General features: G+C 61.7%; 12 protein-coding genes. 9 read left to right on the top strand and 3 right to left on the bottom strand.

Annotated features, from left to right (window positions below; genetic code table 11):
• The 8 genes from HMPREF2760_RS03230 to HMPREF2760_RS03195 all read left to right on the top strand — a co-directional run.
• Positions 1–632: alpha/beta hydrolase (locus HMPREF2760_RS03230; protein ID WP_148138839.1), on the top strand; the 632-nt coding region annotated here is incomplete at its 5' end.
• Positions 633–712: 80 nt separating this feature from the next.
• Entirely contained in the window at positions 713–2,071 is a 1,359-nt protein-coding gene (locus tag HMPREF2760_RS03225; RefSeq protein WP_070563585.1) for a M1 family metallopeptidase, read from the top strand.
• A 32-nt stretch (positions 2,072–2,103) separates the two neighbouring features.
• Entirely contained in the window at positions 2,104–3,108 is a 1,005-nt protein-coding gene (rfbB, locus tag HMPREF2760_RS03220; RefSeq protein ID WP_070563582.1) for a dTDP-glucose 4,6-dehydratase, read from the top strand.
• A 6-nt stretch (positions 3,109–3,114) separates the two neighbouring features.
• Entirely contained in the window at positions 3,115–4,479 is a 1,365-nt protein-coding gene (locus HMPREF2760_RS03215) for a sugar nucleotide-binding protein (protein WP_070596612.1), read from the top strand.
• Positions 4,480–4,557: 78 nt separating this feature from the next.
• Positions 4,558–5,991 (top strand): ATP-binding protein, encoded by a 1,434-nt coding sequence (locus tag HMPREF2760_RS03210; RefSeq protein WP_070596611.1) that lies wholly within the window; start codon positions 4,558–4,560, stop codon positions 5,989–5,991.
• A gap of 124 nt (positions 5,992–6,115) precedes the next feature.
• Entirely contained in the window at positions 6,116–6,982 is an 867-nt protein-coding gene (gene rfbA / locus HMPREF2760_RS03205; protein WP_070596610.1) for a glucose-1-phosphate thymidylyltransferase RfbA, read from the top strand.
• Positions 6,983–7,158: 176 nt separating this feature from the next.
• On the top strand, positions 7,159–8,028 hold the full coding sequence (locus tag HMPREF2760_RS03200) for a DsbA family protein (RefSeq protein WP_246823609.1): 870 nt from the start codon (positions 7,159–7,161) through the stop codon (positions 8,026–8,028).
• An 81-nt stretch (positions 8,029–8,109) separates the two neighbouring features.
• Complete coding sequence (locus HMPREF2760_RS03195; RefSeq protein ID WP_070521252.1) at positions 8,110–8,904, top strand: cytochrome c biogenesis CcdA family protein; 795 nt, start codon at positions 8,110–8,112, stop codon at positions 8,902–8,904.
• A gap of 28 nt (positions 8,905–8,932) precedes the next feature.
• Here HMPREF2760_RS03195 and HMPREF2760_RS03190 read toward each other — a convergent pair whose 3' ends face one another.
• From HMPREF2760_RS03190 to HMPREF2760_RS03180, 3 genes are all read right to left on the bottom strand, one after another.
• Positions 8,933–9,568 (bottom strand): MBL fold metallo-hydrolase, encoded by a 636-nt coding sequence (locus HMPREF2760_RS03190; protein ID WP_070521255.1) that lies wholly within the window; start codon positions 9,566–9,568, stop codon positions 8,933–8,935.
• A complete protein-coding gene (locus HMPREF2760_RS03185; protein ID WP_070596609.1) occupies positions 9,569–10,720 on the bottom strand; it encodes an S-(hydroxymethyl)mycothiol dehydrogenase in 1,152 nt (383 codons plus the stop codon).
• Positions 10,721–10,783: 63 nt separating this feature from the next.
• Positions 10,784–11,599, bottom strand: coding sequence for a GDSL-type esterase/lipase family protein (locus tag HMPREF2760_RS03180; RefSeq protein ID WP_070521261.1), 816 nt, complete (start codon positions 11,597–11,599; stop codon positions 10,784–10,786).
• A gap of 169 nt (positions 11,600–11,768) precedes the next feature.
• Here HMPREF2760_RS03180 and HMPREF2760_RS03175 point away from each other — a divergent pair, with 169 nt between their 5' ends.
• Entirely contained in the window at positions 11,769–13,427 is a 1,659-nt protein-coding gene (locus HMPREF2760_RS03175; protein WP_070596608.1) for an acyl-CoA synthetase, read from the top strand.
• Positions 13,428–13,695: the final 268 nt, after the last annotated feature.

The following is a 13,695-nucleotide window of genomic DNA, read 5'->3' as shown; positions in this document are numbered from 1 at the left end:
ACCTCAAGGGCCCGCAGAAGTGGGAGACCTTCCTGACCAAGGAGCTTCCTGGCCCACTGGAGGAGCGTCTGAACGCAAGCAATAAGCGCGCCATCGCCGGCATGTCCATGTCTGCGACGTCCTCGCTGCTGCTTGCCCAGCACAATCAGGGCTTCTATGACGCGGTCGGTTCCTTCGCCGGCTGTGCCGCAACCGCCTACCCCACCGAGTATGAGTTCCTGCGCCTCACCGTCAACCGCGGTGGCGGCCAGCCGGAGCAGATGTGGGGCCCGATGGGCTCTGCCTACAACCGCTACAACGACGCCCTGATGAACTCCGAGAAGCTGCGTGGCACCAAGCTGTACATCTCCTCGGCATCGGGCTTCGCGGGTGAGCAGGATACGCCGTCTTATTACATCAACAAGGGATACAACCCGGCGGCTGCTTATCTGGGCTCAGCGCAGCTGCAGGTAGAAGGCGGCGTCATCGAGGCGGCCGTGAACCACTGCACCCACATGCTCAAGGCAAAGCTGGATCAGCAGAACATCCCCGCAAACTACAACTTCCGCAATGTGGGTACGCACTCCTGGCCGGGCTGGCGCGAGGACTTGGTGAAGTCCTGGCCTACCTTTGAGGAAGCCTTCAACTCCTAAACAGCAAGCCGCGCACGTCACACCGTGCGCGCTCCCCTGGCTTCGGACAAGCCGGACAAGGGCGGTAGGATAGCGGCATTATGAAGCTGCTTTCCACCGCCCTTTCGCATATCTCAGCCGCTCGCGACCGCGCCGCACTCACTCGAGATAGCTACACGGGGGTGGATTTCAACCTCGGCTTCGAGGTCACCCACTATGACTTGGATCTGACCTACCGCGTGGAGCCCAACCTGCTCCAGGGTGAAGCCGTGCTCCATATTCGTGCGCTGGAGGACTTAGACAAGCTCACCCTCGACCTCGGCGGCGCTATGGTGGCTCGCCGCATCACGGCGAAGCACGCGCCGCGCGTGGCCAAATTCCGCCTGTCCGGCGGAAAGCTGCGCCTAAACTTCGCCGACATGATCGCCGAAGGCCAAGAGTTTGAGCTTTGCATTCGGTATGGCGGAGCACCCCGCCCGCTGCGCACGCCGTGGGGTGACATCGGGTGGGAAGAAACAGAGTCAGGCTCGCTAGTGGCCAGCCAGCCCAACGGCGCGCCCAGCTGGTTCCCCTGTGATGACACCCCGTCCGCGAAGGCCACCTACGATATTCGTATCACCGCCGACGATCCTTTCGTTGTCATCTCCAACGGCAAGCTGGTCTCCCGCCGCCGCGCGGGCGGATCCATGACGCGCTGGCACTACCGCGTCAAGCACCCTATGGCCACCTATCTGGCCACGGTCCAGGTCGGCGAATACATCGACATTCCCCTCGGCCCCAACGTCCGTGCGTGGGCACCGGCCCGCCTCAAGCAGGTAGTACTCGAAGAATTTGCCCAGCAGCAGGAGATGGTGGATTTCTACTCTGCGCTCTTTGGCCACTACCCCTTCGCCGACTACCAAGTAGTCATCACCGATGATGAGCTGGAAATCCCCCTCGAAGCCCAGGGCTTGTCCATCTTCGGCTCCAACCACGTCAAGGGCGATCACGTCTTCGAACGGCTCATCGCGCACGAGCTCTCCCACCAGTGGTTCGGCAACTCCGTGGGCCTTTCGGAGTGGAAGGATATCTGGCTCAACGAAGGTTTCGCCTGCTACTGCGAGTGGCTGTGGTTTGAGCACGCGCACGGCCGCCCAGCACATGAATCGGCACGCTCGCACTATCAGGTGCTGGCCCGCAAGAAGCAGGACATCGTGCTCAGTGATCCTGGTACGCGCGATATGTTTGATGACCGCGTCTACAAGCGCGGCGCTCTGACCGTCCACGCGCTGCGCCGTCTGTTGGGCGATGAGCTCTTCTTCCTCACAGTCCGTGAGTACCTCTCCGCCGCGCAGCATTCCACTGTGACCCCGGACGACCTGATCAGCCGTCTGCGTGCGGTGGCTGTTGATCCCTCTGCCGTGGACGCACTTCTGGATGAATGGCTCAACCACGAGGCGCTGCCTCAGTTCCCGGCTTAATACTGCGCTGCCATGCTCTAAACTGGGAGACCATGCGCAGACTGCTTGTTACCGGCGGCGCCGGCTTTATTGGTGCAAACTTCGTGCGGCTCGTGGCCCAGCAGCGCCCTGAGGTGGAGATCACCGTCCTGGATAAGCTCACCTACGCGGGCAACCGCGCCAACCTCGACGGCGTGGACGCCGAGCTCGTGGTGGGGGACGTGGCGGATGAGGGGGTCGTCGACAAGCTCGTGGCCCAGGCCGATACCGTGGTGCACTTCGCGGCGGAATCCCACAATGACAACTCCCTGCGGGATCCTTCGCCCTTCCTCCACACCAACATCATGGGCACCTACGTGCTGCTGGAGGCCTGCCGCCGCCACGATGTGCGCCTCCATCATGTCTCCACCGATGAGGTCTTCGGGGACCTAGAGATCGGCGCCGATACCTACTTCACGGAGGAAACTCCCTATAACCCGTCTTCGCCCTATTCGGCCTCGAAGGCCGGTTCGGATCACCTGGTGCGCGCGTGGGTGCGCAGTTTTGGGCTGCGGGCAACCATTTCGAATTGCTCCAATAATTACGGCCCCTACCAGCACATTGAGAAGTTCATTCCGCGGCAGATCACCAACCTGCTTCTAGGCCAGCCCGCCAAGCTTTATGGCACCGGCGAGCAGGTGCGGGATTGGATTCACGTGGATGACCACAACGAGGCGGTGCTCGCCATCCTGGACCGCGGGCGCCTTGGGGAGACCTATAACATCGGCGCCGACCAGGAGGATACGAATAACCGCCAGGTCATCGAGATGATTTGTGAGCTCATGGGGGCGACGGATAATGGCCGGGCGCGCTTTGAGCACGTGGCGGACCGCCCGGGCCATGACCAGCGCTACGCCATGGATGCCAGCAAGCTGCGCCGCGAGCTGGGCTGGGCCCCGCGCTACACGGATCTGCGGGAGGGCCTGGCCGCCACCATTGAGTGGTACCGCGCCCACGAGGAGTGGTGGCGCGCGGGCAAGGAAGAAGTCGAAGCCAACTACGCGAAGCAAGGACAATAAATAGCCATGAAGGTGCAGTCAACGGCCATCGAGGGCCTGCTCATTGTTCAGCTCGACGTCCACGGGGATAACCGCGGCTGGTTCAAGGAGAACTGGCAGCGCGAGAAAATGGTGGCGGCCGGCTTGCCAGACTTCCAACCGGTGCAAAACAACGTTTCCTTCAATGCGGAGAAGGGTGTCACACGCGGGCTGCACGCGGAGCCCTGGGACAAGCTGGTCTCCGTGGCCTCCGGCCGGGCCTTCGGCGCGTGGTGCGATCTGCGCGAGGGCTCTGCCACCTTCGGGCAGCTGGTGACCCACGAGCTGCGCGAGGACGTGGCGGTCTTCGTGCCGCGCGGCGTGGCCAACGGTTTCCAGGCACTGGAGGCCTGCGCCTACTCCTACCTGGTCAATGACCACTGGTCCCCGGATGCGGAATACACCTGCGTCAACCTGGACATGGTGGACTGGCCGCTGGAGCCGACGGAGATCTCCGACAAGGACAAGGGGCACCCCGCGCTTGCCGACGTCTCCCCCATGCCCCCTCGCCGCATCCTGGTCACCGGCGCCAACGGGCAGCTGGGCCGCGCATTAAAGAAGTTCCTGCCTTCTGCTGGCTTGGGTGCTGTGGAGTTCTGCGGGCACGAGGATTTCGATATCACCAACCCGCCTGCCCGCCCGTGGAAGCAGTACTCCGCCATCATCAACTGCGCGGCGTACAACGATGTCAACGGCGCGGAGGACGATCGCGCCGCGGCCTGGGCGGTCAACGCTTCCGCACCGGCGAAGCTCGCGCGCATTGCGGCGGAGAATAACCTGACCTTGGTGCACGTGTCCAGCGACTACATCTTCGACGGTTCTAACGAGGTCCACTCCGAGCAGGAGATGCCTTCCCCGCTGTCGGCCTACGGGGCGTCGAAAGCCGCGGGCGATACCGCCGCGCAGACCGCCCCGCACCACTATGTCATCCGCACCTCGTGGGTCTTTGGCGATGGCGCCAACTTCATGTCCACGATGCGCTCGCTGGCGGATAAGGGGGTCAAGCCCTCCGTCATCCATGATCAGCGCGGGCGCCCCACCTTTGCCGAGGACCTGGCCAAGGGCATCATCCACCTGCTCAAGACTAAAGCTGAGTACGGCGTGTACAACATCTCCAACTCCGGTGATGCCGTGGGCCGCGATGAGATTGCCATGGCTGTCTTCACCGGCGTGGGCAAGGACCCCGCGGATGTCACGCCGGTGAGCACCGAGCAATACCGCGAGATTGCCGGGCCCGAAGCTCCCCGCCCGAAGGAGTCCACCTTCGACCTGTCCAAGATTGAAGCCACCGGCTTTAAACCTATGAATTGGCGGGCCGCTTTGGCACTCTACCTGGGGCTTTACCCAGCATAACACTCAACATAACACTTAACTTCCCACGTGTTATGTTATGTGTTATGTTGAGCGGTATGTAGAGAGAAAGGCCTGCTCATGACCCCTTCTGAGCTTGATGAGTTAATTGCACAGCTGCGAGTTATCGGCAGCGATAAGCAATCCGTAGAGGTAAAATCATCCGTCAGCAAGGAAGTGCTCTCCACACTCAGCGCGTTTGCAAATGGGGACGGCGGGACGCTCATCATCGGCCTTTCAGAGCAGGACGGCTTCACCCCAGTTAAGAAGTTCTCTGCCTCCACCGCCCAAGACCAATTGGAGACTCGCTGCCAACAGCTCATCCCGCCGGTCCGCCCGCAAATCGACATCATCGAATTTGAAAGCAGCAACATACTCGTCGCAGAGATCGACGAGCTTCCCGCGCGCGATAAGCCCTGCTATGTGGCCGAAAGGGGGCTGCACAAAGGGAGCTATATTCGCACCGGCGATGGTGATACGCGCCTGTCCCAGTACGAAGTAAATCGACTCGTTGAAGAGCACACGCAACCGACCTGGGATGAAGATGCCATCCCAGATGCCACGCTGGAGGACATCGAGGGTGCCGCTCTTGACGGCTTCCTCCAAGTGCAGAAAGAGCGCCGCCCCAAGACCTTTGCGAATGGACAGGACACAGCCCTCAAACGCCTGCGAATTCTCAAGGACGGCCACCCCACGCTGGCCTCACTTCTTGTCATGGGAGACTACCCGCAGGAGTTCTTCCCCCGATTAACGGTTACCTTCGCGCTCTTTCCCGGAACATCGAAAGGTGATGTCACCACGGGTGTCCGCCTTCTCGACAGCGCCACGCTTCACGGTACGATTCCGGAGCTGGTGAGCGAAGGCATCGACATCGTAAAGAAGAACATGCGCACCGCTGGCTTTATCGGCGACAAGTCCCGGACCGCACTTCCGGATTATCCACTGGTCGCTGTTCGTGAAGCACTAGTCAATGCGCTCATGCACCGTGACTACTCCCCGACTGCTCGCGGCAGTCAGGTGCAAATCAACATGTTCGTCGATCGCTTGGAAATCACCAATCCGGGAGGCCTATATGGCGGGGTTACGCTCCGAAATCTTGGAGAAGCTGGTGTCAGCTCTACCCGCAATCAACGCCTTGCCACGTTCCTAGAGGACATTCCCCTACCGGAAGGCGGCGTCGCCGCAGAGAACCGCGGCACGGGCATCGCCACCATCCATCAGGCCTTAGCTGACGCACTCATGCCCAAACCGGAAATTATCAACCGGCTCGACAGCTTCACCATCATCTTCCACCGCCGCAGGGTAGCCACCCAGGAACGCTATGGCACCGCACGTGACCATGTGGAACACCTGCTCCACGGCAGCCCGTCCGTATCGACAACCGAATTAGTTGAGGCTACAAAGCTCAGCCGGACAGCGGTCCAGAAAGCACTGAATGAGCTCATCCGCGATAACATCGCCGAAAAGACTGAACCCGGACGCAGCCCTAAGCAGCGCTACAGGCTGCGCAAATAGAGCATAACACTCAACATAACACTTAACTTCCCACGTGTTATGTTAAGTGGGAAGTTAAGTGTTATGTTCGCCAGCCCGCGCCGCCGCACCCCGGCGCGAGACCCCTCCGTTAAGCTTAAAGCCCATGAAGGGCATCATTCTCGCAGGCGGTTCTGGGACCCGCCTCTACCCCATCACCAAGGGCATCTCGAAGCAGCTCATGCCCATCTATGACAAGCCGATGGTCTACTATCCCCTGACCACCCTGATCCAGGCCGGCATACGCGAGATCCTCATCATCACCACCCCAGAAGACCAGGCCGCCTTCCAACGCCTGCTTGGCGACGGCTCCCAGCTAGGCCTCATGCTGCACTATGCGGTGCAACCGCGCCCCGAAGGCTTGGCCCAGGCCTTCCTCATCGCCGAAGACTTCATCGCCGAGGATGATGTTGCCCTTGTCCTGGGTGACAACATCTTTGACGGCCACGGCTTCTCCACCGCGCTGAACGAATGCCACCGCCCAGACGGCGGCATCATCTTTGCCTACGAGGTCTCCGATCCGCAGCGCTATGGCGTTGTGGACTTTGATGACTCCGGTCAAGCCCTGTCCATCGAGGAAAAGCCCGCCGTGCCCAAGTCCAACCACGCTGTGGTCGGCTTGTACTTCTATGACAATTCCGTGGTGGAGATTGCCAAGTCCATCACGCCCAGCGCGCGCGGGGAGCTCGAGATAACCGCCGTCAACGAGGAGTACCTGCGCCGCGGGCGGCTGCGCGTCAAGCGCATGCAGCGCGGTGATGTCTGGCTAGATACCGGCACGGTGGACTCCATGAGTGAGGCTTCGGCCTACGTCGAGGTGATGCAGAAGCGTACCGGCACCGTCATTGGTTCGCCGGAGGTCGCAGCCTTTGCGGAAGGCTTCATCGATGCCGCGGCGCTCACGGAGCTGGCAGAGCCCCTCCTGAAGTCCGGCTATGGCCGTTATCTTCTCGCCGCTGCCCAAGAGGGCTGAGGCCGAGGTACATATCGATCAAATAAGGTCCGAAAACCAACGGGTTCTGAGGCCTTATTTGATCGATCCGTACGTGCTTAAGCCTCCCCTCCTTGTGTCAGGACGTCCTTAAGCATCCCCGCCCTGTATCAGGAGCCGCCTCACCCAAACGGGCCTAAACGCGTTAAGGTAATCGCATGCCTAGTTCATCCTCTCGCCCCACCAGTGATTCGAAGAAATCAGCGCTATCCACCATCAGCCCCGTGGCATGGGGACTGTTGGTGATCGTTGTTATTTTGGCCGTCATCATTGGCTTCCTGCTGGCGGAGCGCACTTCCTCCAGCGATGAAAGCACTCCCGCAGCGCAGGAGACCGCAACGAGCACGGCGACAGCCGAAGACCTAGCGAAGGATGCCGCCAAGGCCACGCCCGGCACGAAGTTCTCCGATGGGAAGGGTGACCCGATGATGTTCGGGCCCGGCGGTGACACCATGTCTGGGGATATCACGGTGGTACACCGCAAGAAGGAGAACGATCCTTTCGCCGTGGGTGCGGTGGATGCACCCGTGGTGATTTCGGAGTTCTCCGATTTCGAGTGCCCGTTCTGCTCCCGCCACGCTAATGTCACCGAACCGGATATCCTTAAGAAGTACGTGGAAAAGGGCCTGGTGCGCATCGAGTGGAATGACTACCCTGTGAACGGCCCCGCCGCCATCGAGGCCGCCAAGGCTGGGCGCGCGGCCGCGGCACAGGGTAAGTTCCAGGAGTTCAAGCACGAGCTCTATGCCGCCAGCAAGGACATCAGTGGCCACCCGGAATTCGGCATCGAGGACTTCATGAAGTTTGCCAAGAAGGCGGGCGTTGCGGACCTGGATAAGTTCCGCCAGCAGGCCACGGATGATACCTACACTGAGGTCGTTGAAACGGCCACCAGCTATGCCTCCCAGATCGGCATTACGGGCACCCCGGCATTCGTGGTCGGAGATCAGTTCGTCGGTGGTGCGCAGCCGCCCGAGGCTTTTGAACAGATCATCCAAGAGCAGCTGGGAAAGGTGGCCAATGCCTAAACCACCGCTGATCGTGTGGGTCTTCATCGCGCTGGTTATTGTGACCGCCTTATTGGGCGGTTATGCAGTGGGGGTGAGCCTGTGAGCATCGGAATCTTCGGCGCCGTCATCGCCGGCGTGCTGACCTTGATCAGCCCCTGTTCAGCGCTGTTGGTGCCAGCCTTCTTTGCCTATGCCTTCGATTCGCAGCGCCAGCTGCTGTTCAAGACTTTGGTCTTCTTTTTGGGTCTGTGTACCACGCTCGTGCCCATCGGCATGGGCTTGGCCGCGGTGCTGGCGCAGTATCGTAGCCAAGTCATCACGGTGGCAGGCTGGATCATCATTGCGCTGGGAATCTTTACCGCCCTAGGTGGTGGTTTCCGCATCCCCGGCATGGATGCCCTGTCCGGCAAAGCACGGGGCAAGGTGTTTCTGCTCGGCGCGGTTTATGGCTTCGCCGGCTTTTGCGCGGGCCCGCTCCTGGGCGCTGTCCTCACCACGGCCGCTGCGTCGGGAAGCGCGCTCTACGGCGGGCTCATCATGGTGGCCTATGCCGCGGGCATGGCCGCACCGCTCTTTGTGCTGGCCGCGCTGTGGGAGCGCCTCGATGTGGGTTCGTGGTCGTGGCTTCGCGGACGCGAAGTCACTCTGGGCCCCGTGCGCACTAATACCCTCTCCCTCGTATCGGGCGCATTCTTCGTGCTCATCGGCGTGCTGTTTATCTTGAGCTACGGCAGTGCAACACTACCCGCAGTCTTAAGCACGGATGCGCAGTTCGCGGTGCAAGAAAAAGCCCGCGCCTTCAGCGCGGGCGTGGCGGATGCGTGGGTCTGGTTCGGACTTTCACTCGCCGCCACGGTGGTGGCAGGAGTAAAGGCCGCCCGCACGCCGGCCTAGAGCTAAGCTCTACGCCAAGGTTTAAGAGTTAGTAACCGCGCGCGACGTACTCATCGATGCGCGCCGCCTCAGCACCAATAGTGGTCTCATCGCCGTGGCCCGGCAGGACGCGGGTCTCCGGCGGGAGGTTCAACACGCGATTGCGCAGGGACTCGATGATAACGTCGAAGTCGGAGTACTTGCGGCCGGTGGCGCCGGGTCCGCCGTTGAAGAGAGTATCGCCCGACAGAAGCGTGGCCTCGTCCGCAATGTAGAGCACCACGCATCCCGGCGAGTGACCCGGCGTGTGGAAGACCACGAAGTCGCTATCGCCCACGGTAAAGAGCTGGTTATCCTCCAGCGGAACGAAGGTCGCGTCCTCGTGCGTTTCCTCCCACAGGGGGCGGTCATCCGGGTGCAAGTAGATGGACACATCGAAGTGCTCAGCCACCTGGGGAGCGAGCTCGCAGTGGTCGTTGTGCGCGTGGGTGAGAATAACTCCCTTGACCGTGCGCTGGCCCACCTCTTCGATGACGCGCTCCGCGTCGTGGGAAGGATCGATGATGTAGCACTCGGCGTCGCTAGTCGCGCTACCTGCGGCCAGGATATAGACGTTATTGTCCACGTCCCACTCGCCGCCGTCGAGGCGGAACTTTCCTGAAGTTACAAACTGTTCAATGATCATTTACAGCTCCACTACGGATCGAAGTACCTTGCCGGCCTTCATGGTAGCGAAGGCCTCTTCCACGTCGTCGAGACCAATGCGCTCGGTCACGAAGTCCTTGAGCGGGAAGCGGCCCTGCAAGGAGAGGTCGACGTACATGGGGAAGTCACGCTCCGGCAGGCAATCGCCATACCAGGAGGACTTGAGTGAACCGCCGCGGCCGAAGAAGTCAATGGCCGGGACGTCGAAGCGGCTGGTGAGGTTCGGCACGCCCACCATGACCATGCGGCCGGCCAGGTCGCGGGAGTAGAAGGCCTGGCGGGTGGTAACGGGAATGCCCACGGCGTCAATGGCCACGTCGGTGCCGAAGCCCTCGGTGAGCTCGCGGACGGCCTCGATGACCTCTTCTTCGGACTTGTCCTTCGCCGCAACCGTGTGGGTAGCGCCGAACTTCTTAGCCAGCTCCAGCTTGTCCGGGTCCAGGTCCACGGCGATGACCTTGGAGGCACCAGCCAACGCCGCGCCGGCGATGGCCGCCATGCCCACGCCACCGCAGCCGAAGACCGCGACGGACTCGCCGCGCTTGACGTCTGCGGTATTCACCGCAGCGCCCAAACCGGCCATCACGCCACAGCCCAGCAGGCCCGCGGCGGCCGGATCCGCCTCCGGGTTGACCTTTGTGCACTGGCCTTCGTGGACCAGGGTCTTCTCGGCGAAGGAGCCGATGCCGAGCGCCGGGCTGAGCTCAGTGCCGGCATCCTTATCCCCGTCCGCGAGCGTCATCTTCGCGGAGGCGTTGTGGGTGTTGAAGCAGTACTTCGGCTCGCCCTTCTTGCAAGCGCGGCACTCGCCGCACACCGCGCGCCAGTTCAGGACCACGAAGTCCCCGACCTCGACGTGGGTGACAGCATCGCCCACGCGCTCGACGACGCCCGCAGCCTCGTGCCCGAGCAGGAAGGGGAAGGCATCCTCAATATCGCCATCGCGGTAAGCCAGGTCGGTGTGGCAGACACCGCAGGCCTGAATCTTGACCACGACATCGTGCTCGCCCGGGGCGGGCACGACGATGTTGACGGTCTCGACGGGCTCGCCCTTCGCGCGCGCAATCACGCCGCGGACAACCTCCGGACCTTGCTGGGAGTTATTTTCATTTACGTTTTCATTAACAGCCATGTCCGCGAGGGTACGCGAAAGGCCCGGGCGGCGTCGCCCGGGCCCAACAAGATTCAAATCCCTCTAGAAGCTAGCGAGGTGGTTGGCCACAAACTCGTGACCGCGAGCATTAATGTGCAGCGGCAGGTTGCCCGGCCCCGCGGAGAAGTCCACCAGACCCGCCCATAGGCGCTTGTCGGCGTCGGCACACATACCGCGATCCCAGGTCATTGGCTTCATGTCCACGAACTCGGTTCCAGTAGCGCGCGCCAGGTCCACCTGCATCCACTGCGCGACGTTTTCATAGCGCTGCACCATCGGCAGGGCCGTGGCGTCGGCCGGCTTCGGACCAAAGTGGATAAGGCAGTAGCGGTCGCCCGAGCCGATGGTCGGGTAACCCACAATCTGGATGCGTGCATTGGGGGCTGCCGCGCGGATCTTGTGAATCAGCGGCGCGTTGGCACCGACCCAGCGGGCGCGCAGGTCACCGTCGGAAAGCCCGGCGTTGTTGTACGTGTCGTTGAAACCGCTAGAGAAGAGCACGCGCTGCGTATCCCCGCTGAGCGCGCCGCGGCGAATAGCATCGTCGATCTGCGCGTTCACCTGCGGCCCCTGGGACATGGACACAGCACCAGAGCAGGAGAAATCCGCCACCGGCATACCCAGCTTGGCAGCGGTGCGCTTGGCGTAGTTATTGCCAGACGGGCAGTTCAGGCTCGGATTGCGCTGAGAAGAGCCCACCCGCGAGGCAAGGTAGGTATCAAGTTGCGGATCCGCCAGCACGGAATCACCAAAAGCGACGAGGTTTCGCTCGCCGGCAACTGCCTGCGGAGCTTGGGACAGGCCTACCGCCACGAGGAGGGAGGCGCAGAGAGCAGCGATGCGCTGAGTAGACTTCACGTGACTAATGTCCTTCCGAAAGAGTATGTTCTAGACCGAAACCATAATAGACTACGTTGACGGTCTAAGCTTATGTAACAATAGCAACACCTTTAACAGTTTGTAGTTTTAATTGTGGCGAGTCCGCCGTCTCCGTAACCTCTTCTCCCCTCCCCTCGATGAGAACCTTATGAAGCTTTCTGATGTAACCTTCCACGCCGCTGCCCTCGCGCGCTTTATCCCTTCGCTCTTCCGCGCCGGCCTCATTAGCCCCGCCGGCGGGCCACGGGCGGTGGCCCTGACCGCGCCGGTCCTCGCGCGTTACCGCTTCACCACCGCCCGCGAAGTAGAGCAGGCATACATGACCTGCCCGGAACGCTTGGCGCTTATCGACGACGACGGGGCCCTCACCTACCGCCAGCTGCGCGAAGAATCCCAGACCTTCGCGCGCTGGCTGCTGTCATTGGGGCTGGAGGAGATTCGCCTCGGCGTGATGGCCCGCAATGGCCGCGGCATCATCACCCCGCTGGCCGCCAAGGGTTATGCGGGGGCACACATCATTTTGCTCAACGTCGGTTCCTCCCCCGAGCAGCTCGCCGGGTGCATCGAGGAAAACCGCATCAACGTGCTCGTTATCGATGATGAATTCATCGACCGCCTCGACAGCTCTAGCACCATTGCTGGCCTGCACGTGGTGATTGGCCACGAGTCCGGTAAAGAGATCCCTACCGAGCTGGCGCAAGCGGCAACGCTGCGCAAGATCGTGGAGAATCCGCGGGACGTCGAGAAGCACAAGCTTCCCACTTGGCCCAAGCACGGGCATATCGTGCTGATGTCCTCCGGCACCACGGGCATCCCCAAGGGAATTATGCGTCCAGAGCCGACGCTGCCGGTGGTGGTTGCCTCCATCGTGGATGCGGTGCCGTGGCGCGGGGACCAGAAGGTGCAGATGACCGCCTCCATCTTCCACACGTGGGGCTGGGCCTGCCTCAACATCGCGTTGGGCCTGCGCAATACCATCGTCACTCGCCGCGTCTTTGACCCGGCGGCCGCACTCTATGATATCCAGCGCTACCAGCTCGATGGTCTGCTTTCCTCCCCCGTCTTCTTCCGCCAGATGGTTGAGGTTGACCCGGACTCGGCCTTTGATACCTCGAGCTTGAAGTTCATTGCCTCCGCCGGGCATGCGCTCACCCCGGAGATCGTCAAGGAAACCCACGAGCGCTTCGGCCCGATTCTCTGCAATGTCTATGGCTCCACGGAGCTAGCGCTGGCATCGACGGCCAGCATGGAAGAGGTGGCCAAGGATCCCACCATCGGCGGCAAGATTGCCTCCGGCACAAAGCTGCGCATCCTCGATGAGGAGGGACACGAGGTCCCGCGCGGCGAGGTCGGCGAGATTTATCTGACCAACTCCACCGCACTGATTGGCTATACCAACCCGAAGATTCCGCTCAACAAGGTTGATGGCCTCATCTCCATCGGGGACTTGGGTTATATCGACCCCGAGGGCTACCTGCATGTGGTGGGCCGCGCGGATGACATGATCATCGTCGGCGGCGAGAACGTGCACCCGCAGTCGGTGACGGAGGTGCTCGAGACCATGCCGGGCATCGCGGAGGTGCATGCCGGCGGCGTGGAGGATGAGACCACCTTCCAGCGCATCGCCGTGTGGGCGGTGACTACGCGGGACGCCCTCGGCAACGCCGTGACTGCCGACGCCATCCGCGCCTGGGTCCGCGAGAACCTCGCCGACCACTCCGTGCCGCGCGATGTCCACTTCCTGGACAAGCTGCCGCGCAATGCCACGGGCAAGGTGGTGCCGCGCCTGTTGCACGGCACCGACTAGCCCACGTCTATTCCTCTCAAGACATAGAACCCTCCGAGCCACAACTGCCCGAGTTGCCAAAACCAACCTTGTTTCATGTGGCGGTTTCAAGTGGTGGATGCATCACTTGAATAGTTCTTTTACAAAAAGGGGGCCGAGCTGCAGCAGCTGCGCTTGTTGCTCTAGGGGCCGTTTCGGTTGCAGTACCGTCTGCTTCGGCAGCCACCGTCACAGCTCAATGCCAGGTCATCAAAATGGCTCTTCCGGTTTCGGGGTGCGTAGCGGGGTG

It is taken from the genome of Corynebacterium sp. HMSC065D07 (assembly GCF_001810695.1).
In the GTDB taxonomy this organism is placed as follows: domain Bacteria; phylum Actinomycetota; class Actinomycetes; order Mycobacteriales; family Mycobacteriaceae; genus Corynebacterium; species Corynebacterium hesseae.
The sequence above is the reverse complement of the archived record's forward strand: the minus strand, read 5'-3'. Positions and strand labels throughout refer to the sequence as shown.

Bases quoted from the DNA above. Each gene is read 5' to 3' on its own strand.
- HMPREF2760_RS03225 (WP_070563585.1), top strand. From the start codon at position 713: ATGAAGCTGCTTTCCACCGCCCTTTCGCATATCTCAGCCGCTCGCGAC.
- rfbB (WP_070563582.1), top strand. From the start codon at position 2,104: ATGCGCAGACTGCTTGTTACCGGCGGCGCCGGCTTTATTGGTGCAAAC.
- HMPREF2760_RS03215 (WP_070596612.1), top strand. From the start codon at position 3,115: ATGAAGGTGCAGTCAACGGCCATCGAGGGCCTGCTCATTGTTCAGCTC.
- HMPREF2760_RS03210 (WP_070596611.1), top strand. From the start codon at position 4,558: ATGACCCCTTCTGAGCTTGATGAGTTAATTGCACAGCTGCGAGTTATC.
- rfbA (WP_070596610.1), top strand. From the start codon at position 6,116: ATGAAGGGCATCATTCTCGCAGGCGGTTCTGGGACCCGCCTCTACCCC.
- HMPREF2760_RS03200 (WP_246823609.1), top strand. From the start codon at position 7,159: ATGCCTAGTTCATCCTCTCGCCCCACCAGTGATTCGAAGAAATCAGCG.
- HMPREF2760_RS03190 (WP_070521255.1), bottom strand. From the start codon at position 9,568: ATGATCATTGAACAGTTTGTAACTTCAGGAAAGTTCCGCCTCGACGGC.
- HMPREF2760_RS03185 (WP_070596609.1), bottom strand. From the start codon at position 10,720: ATGGCTGTTAATGAAAACGTAAATGAAAATAACTCCCAGCAAGGTCCG.
- HMPREF2760_RS03175 (WP_070596608.1), top strand. From the start codon at position 11,769: ATGAAGCTTTCTGATGTAACCTTCCACGCCGCTGCCCTCGCGCGCTTT.